This is a genomic window from Cryobacterium algoricola (genome assembly GCF_004402485.1).
Taxonomy (GTDB): domain Bacteria; phylum Actinomycetota; class Actinomycetes; order Actinomycetales; family Microbacteriaceae; genus Cryobacterium; species Cryobacterium algoricola.
The window spans coordinates 39638-55660 of record NZ_SOFG01000009.1 but is presented as its reverse complement, the minus strand read 5'-3'; the positions used below and the strand labels follow the sequence as shown (position 1 = coordinate 55660).

Annotated in this window: 15 protein-coding genes; all 15 read right to left on the bottom strand. The window is 68.6% G+C overall.

What is annotated here, in order from left to right; all coding sequences use genetic code 11:
• Positions 1–95: 95 nt before the first annotated feature.
• The 15 genes from E3O44_RS05545 to E3O44_RS05475 all read right to left on the bottom strand — a co-directional run bounded on the left by E3O44_RS05545 (position 96) and on the right by E3O44_RS05475 (position 16010).
• Positions 96–1016, bottom strand: a complete 921-nt coding sequence (locus E3O44_RS05545; protein WP_134533350.1) for an RluA family pseudouridine synthase — start codon at positions 1014–1016, stop codon at positions 96–98.
• 7 nt (positions 1017–1023) lie between these two features.
• Positions 1024–1662, bottom strand: coding sequence for a signal peptidase II (gene lspA / locus E3O44_RS05540; RefSeq protein WP_241976087.1), 639 nt, complete (start codon positions 1660–1662; stop codon positions 1024–1026).
• Entirely contained in the window at positions 1652–2278 is a 627-nt protein-coding gene (locus E3O44_RS05535) for a DivIVA domain-containing protein (RefSeq protein ID WP_134533348.1), read from the bottom strand. Before E3O44_RS05535 ends, lspA begins: the two co-directional genes overlap by 11 nt.
• 134 nt (positions 2279–2412) lie before the next feature.
• Positions 2413–2712 (bottom strand): YggT family protein, encoded by a 300-nt coding sequence (locus E3O44_RS05530; RefSeq protein ID WP_134533346.1) that lies wholly within the window; start codon positions 2710–2712, stop codon positions 2413–2415.
• An 8-nt stretch (positions 2713–2720) separates the two neighbouring features.
• Entirely contained in the window at positions 2721–3257 is a 537-nt protein-coding gene (locus E3O44_RS05525; RefSeq protein ID WP_134533344.1) for a cell division protein SepF, read from the bottom strand.
• A gap of 35 nt (positions 3258–3292) precedes the next feature.
• The gene (locus tag E3O44_RS05520; protein ID WP_241976086.1) at positions 3293–3985 is read right to left on the bottom strand and encodes a YggS family pyridoxal phosphate-dependent enzyme; all 693 of its coding nucleotides are present in this window, start codon (positions 3983–3985) and stop codon (positions 3293–3295) included.
• 6 nt (positions 3986–3991) lie between these two features.
• Entirely contained in the window at positions 3992–5170 is a 1179-nt protein-coding gene (ftsZ, locus tag E3O44_RS05515; RefSeq protein ID WP_134533342.1) for a cell division protein FtsZ, read from the bottom strand.
• 158 nt (positions 5171–5328) lie between these two features.
• Complete coding sequence (locus tag E3O44_RS05510; RefSeq protein ID WP_134533340.1) at positions 5329–6513, bottom strand: cell division protein FtsQ/DivIB; 1185 nt, start codon at positions 6511–6513, stop codon at positions 5329–5331.
• A 9-nt stretch (positions 6514–6522) separates the two neighbouring features.
• Positions 6523–7929 (bottom strand): UDP-N-acetylmuramate--L-alanine ligase, encoded by a 1407-nt coding sequence (gene murC / locus E3O44_RS05505; protein ID WP_134533338.1) that lies wholly within the window; start codon positions 7927–7929, stop codon positions 6523–6525.
• A 76-nt stretch (positions 7930–8005) separates the two neighbouring features.
• Positions 8006–9121, bottom strand: a complete 1116-nt coding sequence (locus E3O44_RS05500; RefSeq protein WP_134533336.1) for a UDP-N-acetylglucosamine--N-acetylmuramyl-(pentapeptide) pyrophosphoryl-undecaprenol N-acetylglucosamine transferase — start codon at positions 9119–9121, stop codon at positions 8006–8008.
• Positions 9118–10401, bottom strand: coding sequence for a putative lipid II flippase FtsW (gene ftsW / locus E3O44_RS05495; RefSeq protein WP_134533334.1), 1284 nt, complete (start codon positions 10399–10401; stop codon positions 9118–9120). The genes E3O44_RS05500 and ftsW overlap by 4 nt, the downstream gene beginning before the upstream one ends.
• Entirely contained in the window at positions 10370–11914 is a 1545-nt protein-coding gene (murD, locus tag E3O44_RS05490; RefSeq protein WP_134533721.1) for a UDP-N-acetylmuramoyl-L-alanine--D-glutamate ligase, read from the bottom strand. The genes ftsW and murD overlap by 32 nt, the downstream gene beginning before the upstream one ends.
• Positions 11914–13005: a phospho-N-acetylmuramoyl-pentapeptide-transferase gene (gene mraY / locus E3O44_RS05485; RefSeq protein ID WP_134533332.1), complete on the bottom strand. Its 1092-nt coding sequence runs from the start codon at positions 13003–13005 to the stop codon at positions 11914–11916. The genes murD and mraY overlap by 1 nt, the downstream gene beginning before the upstream one ends.
• On the bottom strand, positions 13002–14465 hold the full coding sequence (locus E3O44_RS05480; RefSeq protein ID WP_134533330.1) for a UDP-N-acetylmuramoyl-tripeptide--D-alanyl-D-alanine ligase: 1464 nt from the start codon (positions 14463–14465) through the stop codon (positions 13002–13004). Before E3O44_RS05480 ends, mraY begins: the two co-directional genes overlap by 4 nt.
• Entirely contained in the window at positions 14466–16010 is a 1545-nt protein-coding gene (locus tag E3O44_RS05475; protein ID WP_134533328.1) for a Mur ligase family protein, read from the bottom strand.
• Between the last annotated feature and the right edge of the window lie 13 nt (positions 16011–16023).

Below are 16023 nucleotides of genomic sequence, written 5' to 3'. Positions count from 1 at the left end.
GTGCACGTGCAGGTGCACGAAGGAATCGTTCGATCCGTTCGCGCTAGTGGTATTCGACACGGATGCTCCGGTAGATGGTGTGTGGTGTTCCTAGCCTAGACATCCCTGAGCACGGTCAGGGCGTGCTCGAGGTCCGCGGGGTATTCGGCGGAGAAGGTGACCCATTCCCGGGATTCCGGGTGGAAGAAGGCAAGCTGCTTGGCGATCAGCCACTGCCGGGTGAGTCCCAGCCTGGCCGTGATCGACGGGTCTGCGCCGTACATGGCGTCGCCGACGCACGGATGCCGCTGGGCGGCCATGTGGACCCGGATCTGGTGGGTGCGTCCCGTTTCCAGATGCACTTCGAGCAGGGAGGCAGAGGGGAAGGCCTCGAGGGTCTCGTAGTGCGTCACCGAATCCTTGCCGCCGGCGATGACCGCGAACTTCCAGTCGGAGCGCGGGTGCCTGCCGATGGGCGCGTCGATCGTGCCCGCGCTCGGGTCGGGGTGGCCCTGGACGACGGCGTGGTAGATCTTTTCGACCTCGCGGTCGTGGAAGGCCTTCTTGAGGGCGACGTACGCCGTCTCGGACTTCGCGACGACCATGAGTCCACTCGTGCCCACGTCGAGCCGGTGCACGATACCCGCGCGCTCGGAGGCGCCGGAGGTCGCGATCCGGTAGCCGCCGGCGGAGAGTGCACCGAGGACCGTCGGACCCGTCCAGCCGACGCTCGGGTGCGCCGCGACGCCGGAGGGCTTGTTCACGACGACGATGCTCTCGTCGTCGTAGACGATCGTGAGGTCGGGGACCTCGATCGGAACGATTTCGAGGGCGTCCTTCGGCTGCCAGTTCACCTCGAGCCAGCTGCCCCCGCGCAGTCGGTCGGACTTGCCGACCACGACGCCGTCGATGGCCACACCGCCGGCTTCGGCGACCTCGGCAGCGAAGCTGCGGGAGAAGCCGAGGAGCTTGGCGATGCCGGCGTCGACGCGGACGCCGGCAAGGCCGTCCGGAAGGGGAAGGGAGCGGGTTTCCATGGGGGAATCAGGGTGCTAACTGGGTGGGTGTTGCGGGGGTGCCGTCTGCGGTCTGGGACGGGGCGGGGGTCGGGTCGGACTCGGCCGGATCGGTACCGGCGGCGGCGACACCGGCCGGGACGGCCGGCTCGCGCACGGCCCTGCGGCCGTCGAGGCCGACGCCGCGGATGGTCAGGATCATGAAGATGACCATGCTCGTGACGATCGACGCGTCAGCGACGTTGTAGATGGCGGGGATCAGCCACGGGGTCGTGATGAAGTCGACGACGTGGCCCAGCCCGAAGGACGGCTCCCGGAAGAGGCGGTCGGTGAGGTTACCGAGCACGCCCCCGAGGAGCAGCCCGAAGACGAGTGCCCACGCGAGCGAGCGGATGCGCCCGGCGAAGATCACGATGAACACGACGACCGCCGCGGCGATGATCGTGAAGATCCACGTCATGCCGGTGGCGAGGCTGAACGCCGCGCCCGGGTTCCGGACGTAGTGCCATTGCAGCACATCCCCCAGAACCCGGACGGTACTTCCTTCGGTCAGGTAGCTGACGACGAGGAACTTGGCCGTCTGGTCGAGCGCATAGATGCCCAGCGCGGCGAGGCCCAGAACGATGAGCGCGCTGGATCGCCCTTTCGTTCGGACCTTAGGAGCCAAAGCCCTGGTAGCTCGGCTTCTGCGCGCTCTCGGCGCCGACCGGTGAGGTCGCGTCGAGGTCGTGCAGCTGGCCCTCGATGTAGCTCTTCAGCTTCTGGCGGTATTCGCGCTCGAAGGTGCGGAGCTCGTCGATCTTGTTCTCGAGGACGGAGCGTTCCTTGTCCAGGATCGTGTTCTGTGCGCGCTGCTTGGCTTCGGCCTCTGCAACGAGGCGGGCCGCGGTTGCGTGGCCCTCCGCGATGAGGGCGTCGCGCTTCTCGGCGCCTTCCTTGACGTGCTCCTCGTGCAGGCGGCGTGCCAGCTGCAGCAGGTTCGTGGTACCGGCGGTCTCGTCGATCGGTTCTGCGACGGGTGCCGCCGCGGCGACCACTGCGGGAACGACGACGGGTGCGGGGACGACCTCTGCGGCCTTGACGGCCTCGACGGGGGCGGCGGCGGGCGCGCTGCCGGCCTCGGTGCTGACGCCGGCGCGGAGCTCCTCGTTTTCGGCGGTCAGGCGGCGAAGCTCGACAACGACCTCGTCGAGGAAGTCATCCACCTCGTCCTGATCGTATCCTTCGCGGAACTTGGTCGACTGGAACCGCTTGTTGACTACATCTTCCGGAGTTAGCGCCATGGCTGTCCACCCTTAAAACTCATTGAAAACTTTTTGTCGAACGAATAATTGACGCTACCGGACTGTGCGTGTTCCACGCGTGAACCCGGAAGGCCTCGATCAAGAATACATGCCGCACTCGGGAACGGACGCTCTCAGTAGCGGAGCGCGCCGACGATGCCCATGCCGATGATCGTGCAGAGCATGGTCAGGCTCCAGCCGAAGTCGAACGCGATCGGACCGATCCGCAGGGGCGGCAGGATGCGCCGGAAGAACTTGACCGGCGGATCGGTGACCACGTAGATGAATTCGACGAGAACGAGCGTGACTCCCTGAGGGCGCCACGAACGGTTGACGCTGCGGATGAGGTCGACGATGAAGCGACCCCACATCACGAAGAAATACAGCAGCAGGGCGTAGTAGACGATCCAGGCCAGCGGTTGGACGACGGACACGGCCGAGACTACGACTGCGCGAAGAAGGACGACTCCGTGTCGGACTCCTCGGCGGCGTTGTCGCCGGAGACGACGATGTGGGACGGCGACAGCAGGAACACCTTGGCGGTGACCCGTTCGATCTTGCCGTAGAGGCCCTGGGAGAGGCCGCTCGCGAAGTCGATGAGCCTGCGCGCGTCGGCGTCGCTCATCTGGGAGAGGTTGATGATGACCGGGATGCCCTCACGGAAGGATTCGGCGATCAGCTGGGCGTCGCGGTACTGGCGCGGGTGGACGGTGAGGATTTCATTCATTTCGGAGGCAGCCACATTCTTGGGAGTGGAGGTCTTGCGCAGCGGGGTCACCGGGGCGCGGCCATTGGATCCGTGAGAGCCCTCGACGCGCGTCGCGGACGGACCGGCCTGGTGCGGTGCGGCGGTCTTCGGCACGGCGGAACTCGAGACGGCATTCTGATCGGCCGCGGGTGGGGCGACGGGCGCCTCGTACTCCAGCTCTTCGTCTGCCAGCCCCAGGTAAACCATGGTTTTCTTGAGCGGGTTGGACATCTCGACCTCCGTGTTGGTGATTCTTCGTACTCAGATTAACCGAGAGTCTGGCGATTCCCGGTGATTGCGGTGCCAATTCGAAGGTGTGTCGCCCCTTCGCGGATGGCTTCCGCGTAGTCCTGCGACATGCCCATCGACAGGAACCGCGCCTCGGGCGCGAGCCTGCGGATGCCCTCGCCGAGTGACCGCACCCTCGCGAATTCCGCAGCGGGTTCCGCCCCGAGCGGGGCGACCGCCATGAGGCCGAGCAGGCGCAATCCCGGCGTGCCGAGCACGTGCTCGACGAGGGAATCGAGCCCGGAGGGGGCGACACCCCCGCGGGCGGGGTCGTCCGTGAGGTTCACCTGGATGAAACAGTCGATGGACGACTCGGCGGAGCCGAGGGCCGTCGCGAGGGACTCCCGGTCGACGGAATGCACGACCTGGGCATACGCGCGCACCTGCCGGGCCTTCTTACCCTGGACCTGTCCGACGAAATGCCAGGTGAGGTCGTTCCCGGCCAGCACACTCGCCTTGCCCTGGGCCTCCTGGTGGCGATTCTCGCCGAAGTCGCGCACGCCGAGCGTGAGGAGTTCCTCGATCATCGCGACGGGATGGAACTTGGTCACGACGATCGTCGTCACGTCCGCGGGGTCTCTGCCCGCGTCCCTGGCCGCCGAGGCGACCCGCTCCCGCACGACCTCGAGCCGCCCGGCAAGGCCGGACGGCTCTGGACGCAACTCGGTCACGATGGGTTACTTGAGGAAGTCGGGGATGTCCAGGTCATCGGGGTCTTCTTCGAAGGCAGGGTCGGCGACGGCCGTCCCTGCTTCTCCGGCAGACCAGGACGCGACGCTCGGCTCGTCCGTTCCGAAGACGCTCGCGGAGCCTCCGACCGCATCCGTCGTGGCGGAAACGGCACCGGCGGCGACGCCGGCGGCCACGAGGTCCGCGTGGCGCACCTCGACGGCCTTGACGCCGGGTTCGCCGCCGTCGAAGCCTGCTGCGATGACCGTGACCCGGACCTCGTCACCGAGGGTGTCGTCGATGACGGCACCGAAGATGATGTTGGCTTCGGGGTGCACGGCTTCCTGGACAAGGCGGGCCGCGTCGTTGATCTCGAAGATACCGAGGTTGGAGCCGCCCTGGATCGAAAGGAGCACTCCGTGCGCGCCGTCGATGGACGCCTCGAGCAGGGGCGAGGCGACGGCCAGTTCGGCAGCCTTGATGGCGCGGTCGGCGCCGCGTGAGGAGCCGATGCCCATGAGCGCGGAACCCGCGCCCTGCATGACCGACTTCACGTCGGCGAAGTCGAGGTTGATCAGGCCGGGGGTCGTGATCAGGTCGGTGATGCCCTGCACGCCGGCGAGGAGGACCTGGTCCGCCGTCGCGAAGGCCTCGAGCATACTGATGCCGCGGTCGCTGATTTCCAGCAGGCGGTCGTTCGGCACGACGATGAGCGTGTCGACCTCGTTCTTGAGGGAGGCGACGCCCGCCTCGGCCTGGGCCTGGCGGCGCTTGCCCTCGAAGCCGAACGGCTTCGTGACGACGCCGATGGTGAGGGCGCCGATGGACTTCGCGATGCGGGCGACGACGGGTGCGCCGCCGGTGCCGGTGCCGCCGCCTTCGCCTGCGGTCACGAAGACCATGTCGGCTCCCGCGAGGGCTTCTTCGATTTCTTCGGCGTGGTCCTCGGCGGCGCGACGGCCGACCTCGGGATCCGCGCCGGCGCCGAGGCCACGGGTGAGGTCGCGACCGACGTCAAGCTTGACGTCGGCGTCGCTCATCAGCAGCGCCTGGGCATCGGTGTTGATGGCGATGAACTCGACGCCACGGAGGCCGAGCTCGATCATGCGGTTGACAGCGTTGACGCCGCCGCCACCGATTCCAACAACCTTGATGACAGCGAGGTAGTTCTGGTTTGTTGTTGACACGTCCGGCCTCCGGTGGAACTCTAAACCTCTGGTCGAAGTTTAAAGTTATGCTGAGTATGCAATTCCTGATTTCGAAGGTAAGCGCCACGCATCCCCGTCCGGGGAGGCGCGCCCGCGTGTCGCGAACAACCCGGGTAAATTCCGCCCGAGGTGATGGCTCAGCGCAGGACGGCGCTGTCCGGAGACGAGACGTCGTATTCCTTGACGGTGCCGACGGGGTGGCTGACGATCAGCGCGGCGAGCACGACGGCCTTGTATTCCGATCGCTCTGCGCTCCCCCAGACCACCCGGGCCCCACCGGCCAGGACCAGGGTCACGTCGTCGGTCGTGGCCGCGGTGACCGTGTCGAGCTGCTGGCGGACGGCCTCAGGGACGGCGGCGATGACGGCCGTCGCGGCCTGGAACCCGGCACTGCCGACACCGGCCCGAGCGTCGATCACGGGATAGCCGGGCACGCGCGTCGCGCCGTTCTGGATCACGACTCCTGCGGCATCCACGAGATTGAACCCGCCGGGCACGACGACCGTTCCGACGGGCGTCCGTTCGACGATCCGCACCACGAGGGTGTCCGGCGGCCGGCTCTCCGTCACGTAGCTCTGGATCAGCGGGAAGGTGCCGAGGTCTGCGCGAATCCGCGCGAAGTCGACGAGGGGCAGCGGGGTGCCGAGCTGGTCGCCGAGCGCGGCCTTCACCTGGTCTGCGGAGATCCGGCTGGTGCCGACGACCTCCACCGTGCGCAGCGCCATCAGCGGAGAGAATGCGCCGACGAGCACGAACCCGACGAGGGCGAGAACGGTGCCGAGCGCGACGAGCCAGGCGGTGCGGCGACGGCGTGCGCGCCAGGTGAATCGGCGGACCTCCTCGCGTTCGTAGCGTTTGCGCGCACGGCGGGCGGCGCGGAACTTGCGCCTCGCGGTTGTGGGAGTCAGGGCGGGCTCGGCGCGTTGACCGGCCGGACCGTCGACATGCGGTTCCGCGTCGGATCCGCGCTCGTGTGAGGCGCCTGACGCCGGCGCCGGCGCCGACACCGACACGGTCAGGGTCGTGATCGGCTCGGTGACGGGTGCCGCCTGCCGGGCCCCTGGCGCACGCAGAGGCGAGACAGGGGCGAGGCGCGGCTGCTCGGCCGGGAGTTTCGGGATCGTGATGGGTTCGGTGCGGGTCGCGTCGGTTTTTTCCCGGCTCCGCGAGCGGCCGGAGGGTGCAGCGGTGTCAGCGGTGTCAGCGGAGCGGCGCGACGGGCGCTTCGTGCCGCGGCCGGCGGGTGTGGCTGCGGGACCCGGCGCGGCGCTGTCCGTGCCCGGCGGCTGCTCCGGCCGGTCGAAGCCCTCTGGTCGCCTCATTCCCCGGTGCTATCCCTGGGCCTGGACGCGGTGGCCGAGCGATTCGAGCAGCTGCGGAACGATCCGGTAGACGTCACCGCAGCCGAGGGTCACGACGAAGTCGCCCGGTCGGGCGATGCTCGCAACGTAGTCTGCGGCTTCCTGCCAGTCGGGGACGTACGCGACCTTGGCTGCGTCGTGGAACTTCCCGGATACGAGGGCACCGGTCACGCCGGGTTCGGGATCCTCGCGGGCGCCGTACACGCCGAGCACGACCGTCTGGTCTGCGGTGCGCTCGAGGGTGTCGGCGAACTCCTGCGCGAACAGACGGGTGCGGCTGTACAGGTGCGGCTGGTGCACGGCGATGATGCGCCCGGTCCCGACGACGGTCCGGGCGGCGGTGAGTGCCGCGGCGACCTCGGTCGGGTGATGGGCGTAGTCGTCGTAGACGCTGACGCCGTCGACGGTGCCGTGCAGCTCGAAGCGGCGCTGGGTGCCGCCGAAGCCGGCGATGGCCGCGAGCGAGGCGGCGGGGTCGCAGCCGAGCCCGACGAGCACGGCGAAGGCGCCTGCCGCGTTGATCGCGTTGTGCCTGCCGGGAATCCGCAGGGTCGCGGAGTAGTCCTGACCCGCGTACGAGACTGAGAAGCTCACGGGGCCGTCCGTCACGACGGAGTGCACGCGGACGGTCGCGTCGGCGGCCTCCCCGAAGGTGACGACCTTCTGGCCGGTGAGGCTCCTCGTGACGCGCACCGCGCCGGGGTCGTCGGAGGAGATCACGACGAGCTCGGTCGCGGCGTGGGAGAACTGCACGAAGGCGGCTTCGAAGGCTTCGAGGGATCCGTAGTGGTCGAGGTGGTCAGGATCGACGTTCGTCACGAGCGCGATGGCCGTGTTGTACAGCAGGAACGACCCGTCGGATTCGTCGGCCTCGACGACGAACAGGTCGTCCGTGCCCGCGCCGGCCGAGACGCCGAGCGACTCGATCACACCGCCGTTGACGAAACTCGGGTGCTTGCCGATGCCGAGCAGTCCCGTGACGATCATTCCGGTCGAGGTGGTCTTGCCGTGTGCTCCGGCGACGGAGACGAGGCGGTGCTTCTGGATGAGCCACGCGAGGGCCTGGGCCCGGTGCAGCACCGGGAGGCCGCGCTCGAGGGCGAGGACGTATTCGGGGTTGTCCTGCCAGAGCGCCCCCGTGACGACGAGGCTGTCGGCGTCCCCGACGTTCTCGGCGGCGTGGCCGATGGCGATTCGGGCGCCGAGCTCGCGCAGGGCGAGCACGTTGGCGGACTCGCGCACGTCGGAGCCGGTCACGGTGTGGCCTGCCGCGAGGAAGAGCCGGGCGATGCCGCTCATCCCGGAGCCGCCGATGCCGACGAAATGCACCGTTCCCAGGTCCGCGGGAATGACGAGGTTCAGGTCGGGCTTGATCACGTGGTGCCGCTCTTCTCAGTGTCGAATCTCAGTGTCGAATCCCGGTGTCGAAATCGGGGGTGCTGCGGCCTCTACGTTACGCGTCGGCACCGGGGATTGCCGGATTGACGCCCCCGCGTGCGCGGCCGAGGGCCTCGCCGACGAGGTCCGCCATCCGCTCCGCGCCGTCCCTGCCGCCGACGGATGCCGCGAGCTCGCCCATCGCGCGCACCCGCGGGCGGTCGCGGAGAAGCGGCACGAGCTCGTCAGCGACCCAGGCCGGAAGGAAGGCCGCGTCGTCGATGAGGATGCCGCCCCCTGCGGACACGACGGAGGCCGCGTTGAAGCGTTGTTCCCCGTTTCCGACCGGGTACGGGACGTAGACGGCGGGGATGCCGAGGGCACTGAGCTCACACACGGTTCCTGCCCCGGCCCGGGAGACGGCGAAGTCCGCGCCCGCGAGGGCGAGGTCCATCCGGTCGCAGTATTCGATCATCCGGTAGTGGTCGATGCCCGGGTCGGATACCTCAGACTTCTGCCCCGTGATGTGCAGCACCTGCCAGCCCGCGGCGACGAGGGCGGAGGCGGACTCCACCGCCGTTCCGTTGAGGCGGCGCGCCCCGAGCGAGCCTCCCGTGACGAGGAGGGTCGGCCGGTCGGGGTCGAGGTCGAAGAAGCGCAGCGCCTCCGCCCGGACTCCGGCGCGGTCAAGGTTCTGGATCTCAGGACGCAGCGGCATTCCCACCACCCGGCCGTGGCGGATCCGGGTTCCGGGGAAGACGACGCCGACCCGCGTCGTCAGCCACGCGCCGAGGCGGTTCGCGAGTCCGGCGCGGAAGTTCGCCTCGTGGATGGCGATCGGGATGCCCGCCCGGCGGGCGGCGAGGTACGCGGGTGTCGACACATAGCCGCCGAAGCCCACGACGACGTCGACCTTCCTGGCGCGGAGCACAGCGGCGAGGTCGCTCACGGCACGGTTGAACCGGGGCAGGAAGAGGATGGCGGCGCGGTTCGGGCGACGTGGGAACGGCAGCCGCGGCACGAAGATCAGCTCGTACCCGCGCTCGGGCACGAGGCGTGCCTCGAGGCCTTCCCTCGTGCCGAGGACGATCATGACGGCGTCGGGTTCGCGCGCGCGAATCGCGTCGGCGACCGCGAGCAGGGGGTTGACGTGGCCTGCGGTTCCGCCGCCGGCCAGGAGGTATGTGGTCACTCTGACACCTGTCTCGGTCCGGGCCGTGCCGCCCGCTGCGTGATCACATCGGGGTCGGGCCCGACCGGATCCTGGTGCGCCCTGGCGAAGGACAGCACGATGCCGATCGCGATCAGGGTCGAGAGCAGAGCGGTACCTCCGGCGGAGACGAGGGGAAGCGGGACGCCAAGCACGGGGAAGACGCCGAGGACGACACCGATGTTGACGAGCGCCTGGCCGATGACCCAGACCATCACGGCGGCCGTCGAGACGCGCGCCTGAACGCTCGTGCTCGAGCGCATGATCCGCAGGAAGGCGAACGCGAGCAGGATGAACATGCAGAGCACCACGATGGCGCCGATCAGACCCAGTTCTTCTCCGATGATCGCGAAGATGTAGTCGTTGTCCGCAGCCGGCAGCCACGACCATTTCGCTTTGGAATTGCCGAGCCCGACGCCGAAGATCCCGCCGTTGGCAAGTGCCCAGGTGCCGTGCAGCGGCTGCCAGCACGCCGCGGAGATCGTTCCGGTGTGGTCGTCACAGCCGGTGTTGAGGAAGGAGAGGATCCGGGTCATCCGGTTGGAGCTCGAGATGGCGACGAGGAGCCCGAGCACGGTCCCGATCAGGAGCGGAAGCGCGAGCATCCGCAGCCGGACGCCCGCGAAGAAGAGCGCGCCAAAGAGGATTCCGGCCATGATGATGACGGTTCCGAGGTCGCCGCCGATCAGCACGAGCATGATCGATCCGCCGCCAACGCCGAACACCGGAATGTAGACGTGGCGCCAGTCGTCAAGGAGATCCTGCTTCTGGGAGAGGATCATGCCGAGCCAGATCACGAGCGCGAGCTTGATCGCTTCGGACGGCTGGAACTGGACGCCGCCGAGGGACAGCCAGTTCGTGTTGCCCGCGACCTCGATGCCGAGCGGGGTGAAGACGACGAGGCACTGCAACAGGCACGCGACGATCAGGGCGGGCCAGGCCACCCGCTGCCAGAATTTCATCGGAAACCTGCTGACGAACAGCATCAGCGGCACGCCGACGGCCGCGAAGCCGCCCTGCCGGAGCACGGCGCCGAAGAAGCCCGCGTTCTCGAGGTAGGAGTCGACCGACGACGAGGACAGCACCATCACGAGACCGAAGGCGACGAGGAACAGGGTCGTGCCGAGCAGCAGGAAGTAACTCGTCGATTCCGCCTTGAACACGCGTCCGAGGTGGATGCGGGTGGCGGGGCCGTGCTCCTCTGGCGCAGGCTGGTGGGGGGCTGCGGTCCTAGGCTTTCGCCCCTGGGGCAGTCTCGCCATCCGCCTCACCTCCCAGATAATCGTGAACGGCCTCCGCGAAGAGGCGGCCGCGTGCTGCGTAGTCGGAGAACTGGTCCATCGATGCCGCCGCGGGCGCGAGCAGCACGACGTCACCGGATTGTGCGAGGCCTGCCGCGGCAGCGACGGCGTTCGGCATCACCTGTCCAGTGTCAGCGGCATCGATCTCGAACACGGGCAACCCGGGGGCGTGTCGCAGGAATGCCGCCCGCAGCGCCTGCCGGTCGGCTCCGATGATGACGGCGCCGCGGAGCCGGGGCACGTGGGTCTTGACGAGGTGATCGATGTCGACGCCCTTGAGCAGGCCGCCGACGAGCCAGACCACGGACTCGAATGCGGCGAGTGAGGCATCCGCGGCGTGCGGGTTGGTGGCCTTCGAGTCGTCGATCCAGCGGATGCCCGCGGCATCGGCCACGATCTCGATCCGGTGTTCGTCGAGCTGGAAGGTCTCGAGCACGTCGTGGACGATGAGCGGGTCGACGTCGAAGGAGCGTGCGAGGGCGCTCGCGGCGAGGATATCTGCGACGAGGTGGGCGGCTCCGAGGCCGCGGGCCCGGAGTTCCGGCACGGTGGTCAGTTCGATCGCCGTGTCGAGACGGTCCTCGAGGAAGGCTCGGTCGCACAGGATGCCGTCGACGACGCCGAGGTCGCTCGGGCCGGGGACGCTGAGTCCGAAGCCGATGGCGCGGGCGCCCTCGCTGACCTCGGCGTCCTCGACCATGGTGCGGGTGGCCGCGTCGTCCTTGTTGTAGACACAGGCGATCTTGGTGTTGGCGTAGACGGTCGCCTTGGCCTCGCGATAGGCGGCAGCGGAGCCGTGCCAGTCGAGGTGGTCGTCCGCGATGTTCAGGCAGACGCTCGCCCACGGCACGAGGGCGCCTGGCCCGGTGCGCGGCAGGTGGTGCAGCTGGTAGCTCGAGAGTTCGACGACGAGCACGTCCCAGCCGACCGGGTCACGGACGGCGTCGAGGACGGGCACGCCGATGTTGCCGCAGGGAGCGACCCGGTGGCCGGCGGCCGCGAGGATCGTCGCGGTGAGCTGCACGGTCGTGGTCTTGCCGTTCGTGCCGGTGACGAGGATCCACTCGGCCGGGGCTCCGACCTTGTCGCGCAGGCGCCAGGCCAGTTCGATGTCGCCCCAGACCGGGATGCCTGACGCGGCGGCCCAGAGCAGGAGCGGGTGGTCGGGGTGGAAGCCCGGACTCACGACGAGCAGTTCCGGACGGTGCGCGGCGAGCTCTGCGGGAACCTCGCTGAGGTCGGCCTGGACGAGTCCTGCGCCGATCACGCCGAGGAGCCTGGCCCGGTCGTCCGGGGCGCTGCCCGCGACAACGAGGACGTCGGCGCCGAGTTCGGCGAGGGTGTCCGCCGCCGCGAAGCCCGTGACGCCGAGGCCGAGCACCGCGACCCGGAGCCCGGTCCAGTCGGCGTGCCAGCTGACCAGCCCGTCGAGGCGGCGATGGCCCGAGTGGGTGTCGTATGCGTCGTTGCTCATCATGAGGTCAGCCATTCGAGGTAGAACGAGCCGACGCCCGCAGCGACGAGGAGTCCGCCGACGATCCAGAACCTCACGACGACGGTCACCTCGGCCCAGCCCTTGAGCTCGAAGTGATGGTGGATGGGGCTCATCAGGAAGATCCGTTTGCCCCGGGTGACCTTGAAGTACGCCCTCTGGACGATCACGGAGCCTGCCTCGATCACGAAGAGCCCGCCGAGGAGCACGAGCAGGAGCTCGGTGCGGCTGAGGATCGCGAGTGCAGCCAACGCCCCGCCGATGGCGAGGGACCCGGTGTCGCCGAGGAAGATCTTGGCGGGTGAGGTGTTCCACCACAGGAAGCCGATGAGACCGCCGACGATCGCCGCGGCGACGATGGCGAGGTCGAGCGGGTCGCGCACGTTGTACGAACGGTAGATGTCCCCGATGTCCGCTCCCCCGTACCTGGCCTGGTTGGACTGCCAGAAGCCGATCACGATGTACGCCCCGATGGCGAGGATCGACGAGCCCGTCGCGAGGCCGTCGAGGCCGTCCGTGACGTTCACGCCGTTGGAGGTCGCCGCCACCAGGAAGCAGATCCAGAGGATGAACAGGGCGATCCCGACGATGGTCCCGAGCTTCATGAAGTCGAGGGGCAGGTCGCGCAGCAGCGAGATCTTCGTGGATGCCGGAGTGAGGCCGTTCTTGTTCGGGAACTGCAGCGCGAGTACGGCGAAGATCCCGGCGACCAGCACCTGTCCGCTGATCTTCTGCCAGCCGCCGAGGCCGAGGCTGCGCTGGTTGCGCGTCTTGATGAAGTCGTCCAGGAATCCGACGAGCCCGAGGCCGACCATCATGAACAGCACGAGCAACGGCGACGCCGGGATCGGGGTTCCGGTGAGCCACATCGCGAGGAAGTAGCTGACCAGGGTGCCCAGGATGATGACGATGCCGCCCATGGTCGCGGTACCGCGCTTGGCGTGGTGGCTCTTCGGGCCGTCGTCCCGGATGAACTGGCCCCAGCCGAGCTTGTGGAACAGCCGGATGAACAGCGGGGTCAGGGACAGGGTGAAGACGAGCGACATCGCGCCGGCCATGAGCAGGGCCCTCATGAGAAGTACTCCCCGAGGCGGTCGCCGAGGAACCGGAGGCCCGCCGAGTTCGAGGACTTCACCAGCACGGTGTCACCGGGGCGGATGGTCGCGGTGAGGAGGGCGAAGGCGTCGTCCTGATCGTCGACGAAAAGGGACTCCCCGTCCCAGGACCCCTCGTTGATCGTGCTGATGTGCATCCGTCTGGCGGCGCGTCCCACGACGATGAGCTGGGAGATGTTCAGCCGCACGGCGAGGAGCCCGATGCGGTCGTGCTCGTCCCCGGAGAATTCGCCGAGTTCGCTCATCTCGCCGAGGACGGCGACGGTGCGCTGTCCCGGCTCCCGGATCTGGGCGAGCGTCTTGAGGGCCGCCGTCATCGAATCGGGGCTCGCGTTGTACGCGTCGTTGATGATCGTGACCCCGTCGCGCCCGCCGAGCACCTGCATCCGCCAGCGTTCCGCCGTGACCACGGACTCGAGTGCTGCGACGATGTCGTCGATGCCGACCCCGAGCACCTCCGCGGTGGCGGCTGCTGCGAGGGCGTTCATCACGTGGTGCTCTCCGAGCACCTGGAAGGACACCGGGCGGGTGTCGCCACCCGCGAGGTGCAGGGTGAACGTGGTTCCGCTGCTCGAGACCCCGATGCCGGTCGCGTGCACGCCGGAGAAGTCCGTTCCGTCCGGTGCGCGCGAGGTTCCGGTGGCGTCCTGGCCGAACCAGACCACCCGGGCGCGGGTGTGTGCCCGCATTCCGGCGACCCGGGGGTCGTCGGCGTTCAGCACCGCGACATCCGTTGCGAGGAGGTCGGTGACCATCTCGGTCTTGGCGGCGAGGGTTGCTTCGATGCCGCCGAATTCGCCGGCGTGCGCGAGGCCGACCTTGAGGACGACTCCCACGTCAGGGCGGACCATGCGGATCAGCCGGGCGATCTCGCCGATGCCGCTCGCGCCCATTTCGGCGACGAGGAACCGGGTGTCCATATCGACGGCGAGCATGGTGATCGGCGCGCCCACCTCGTTGTTGAAGGAGGCGCGGGCGGCGACGGTCGGGCCGACCCGTTCGAGGATCGCGCGGAGCAGGTTCTTGGTGGTGGTCTTGCCGTTGGAGCCGGTCACACCGATGACCTTGAGCCGGCCTTCCGCGCGAACGCGGGCGACAACCAGGGTGGCGAGGTCGCCGAGGGCGACGACGGCGTCCGGGACGAGGATCTGGGCGACGGGAAGGTCGAGCGCCCGCTCGACGATGAGAAGCGCGGCGCCGTTGGCGATCGCGGCGGGAGCGAAGAGGTGACCGTCGGTCGTCTCCCCCGGCTTGGCGACGAAGATGCCGCCGGGGCCGATCTCGCGGGAGTCCGTGTCCACGGCCCCCGAAACGATGGTTGCCGGCGTGATGGGCGAACCGTCGGCGTCCACGACGCCATCGAGGCGCAGCACGCCGTTGACGGCGCCGGCGATCTCGGAGAGGGAGAGGGCGATCATCTACTGCCACCCCGCTTCGCGCAGTGCGAGCCGGGAATCCTCGCGGGCGGAATAGGGAATCTTGACGCCGTTCACTTCGTGGTAGTTCTCATGTCCTGGGCCGGCGTAGAGGATGGAGTCGCCCTCGACGGCGAGGCCGAGCGCGGTGCGGAATGCGGCGTGCGGGTCCGCGACCTCGTAGAGCTCGACGTCGGGTACCGCTTCGCGGGCACCGGCGATGAGGGCGGCCCTGATCGAGGCCGGGTCCTCGTAGCGGGGGTGGAAGTCGGTGATGACGACGATGTCGGCGCCCCTGGCCGCGATGGCGCCCATGGCAGCACGCTTGGTGGTGTCGCGGTCCCCGTCTGCGCCGAAGACCATGAAGAGCCGGCCGGGCGTGAAGGCGCGGATCGCCGCGAGGGTGTTGAGGAAGGCGTCTGGACTGTGGCCGTAGTCGATGTAGACGAGCGGTCCGCTGTCGCCGGAGATGCGTTCGGTGCGTCCGGGGATGTAGACGTCGATGCCGCCGTCACGGTCGAGGGTGTGATTGATGGCCTCGAGGTCGTAGCCGGACTCGACGAGCATCAGGATGGCCAGTGCCGCGTTCGCGGCCATGAACCAGCCGATCAGTGGAACGCGGGTCTGCAGTCGGCGGCCCTCCGGCCCCTCGAGCAGGAACTCGGTGTACAGGGCGTCCTCTGAGACGATCGAGAGGTGCCAGTCGGCGTCGACCTCCGGGTGGATGCTGAGGGTCGTGACCGGGATGCGGCACTCTGCGACGATGCGCTGGCCCCACTCGGAGTCCACGGTGATGACGCCGCGGCGCGACCGGTCCGGCTGGAAGAGTTCGAGCTTGGCCTGGAAGTACTCGTCGAGACTGGAATAGTCGTCGAGGTGGTCGTGGCTGAGGTTCGTGAAGCCGGCGACGTCGAAGACGAGCCCGTCGACGCGGTGCCTGCTGAGCGCCTGCGCGGAGACCTCGATCGCGACGGCGCGCACCTCGGCTTCGCGCATCCTGGCGAGCAGGGCGTGCAGTTCGGTGGCCTCCGGAGTGGTGAGCGAGCTCACGACGGCGAGGTCGCCGATGCGGCGCTCGGCCGTCGACGTGAGGCCCGTGACGACGCCGAGCTGGTTGAGGATGGCGACCAGAAGGTAGACGACGCTGGTCTTGCCGTTCGTTCCGGTCACGGCGAAGAGTGTTGCCGGGTTTTCGTCGGTGCGGTAGATCCAGGCGGCGACCGCTCCGAGTGCGGCGCGGGCGTCGGGGGTGACCAGGATCGGCAGGCCGCTTCCGGCCGCAAGGAGCGCGCCGGCCTCATCGGTCAGGATGGCGACGGCTCCGGCCTCCCTGGCGCCTTCGGCGAAGCTCGCGCCGTGGAACGCACGCCCGGGCACGCCGACGTAGAGGTCGCCCGGCTGCACCGTGCGGGAGGAAATGCTCACGCCGGAGACTTCGAGACCCTCGATGTCGCCGCGCAGGAAAAGTTCGAATTCATCAACCATGCCCGACAACGACCGCGGAACCGGGTGCTGAGGACGGAGAGCCGATGGTGCCAATTCGGTCACGGGGCTCGCTTTC

What these genes read in the sequence shown, in the direction of transcription:
- E3O44_RS05545 (WP_134533350.1), bottom strand. Translation starts at nt 1,016, where the DNA reads ATGGAAACCCGCTCCCTTCCCCTTCCGGACGGCCTTGCCGGCGTCCGC.
- E3O44_RS05535 (WP_134533348.1), bottom strand. Translation starts at nt 2,278, where the DNA reads ATGGCGCTAACTCCGGAAGATGTAGTCAACAAGCGGTTCCAGTCGACC.
- E3O44_RS05525 (WP_134533344.1), bottom strand. Translation starts at nt 3,257, where the DNA reads ATGTCCAACCCGCTCAAGAAAACCATGGTTTACCTGGGGCTGGCAGAC.
- E3O44_RS05510 (WP_134533340.1), bottom strand. Translation starts at nt 6,513, where the DNA reads ATGAGGCGACCAGAGGGCTTCGACCGGCCGGAGCAGCCGCCGGGCACG.
- ftsW (WP_134533334.1), bottom strand. Translation starts at nt 10,401, where the DNA reads ATGGCGAGACTGCCCCAGGGGCGAAAGCCTAGGACCGCAGCCCCCCAC.
- murD (WP_134533721.1), bottom strand. Translation starts at nt 11,914, where the DNA reads ATGAGCAACGACGCATACGACACCCACTCGGGCCATCGCCGCCTCGAC.
- mraY (WP_134533332.1), bottom strand. Translation starts at nt 13,005, where the DNA reads ATGAGGGCCCTGCTCATGGCCGGCGCGATGTCGCTCGTCTTCACCCTG.
- E3O44_RS05480 (WP_134533330.1), bottom strand. Translation starts at nt 14,465, where the DNA reads ATGATCGCCCTCTCCCTCTCCGAGATCGCCGGCGCCGTCAACGGCGTG.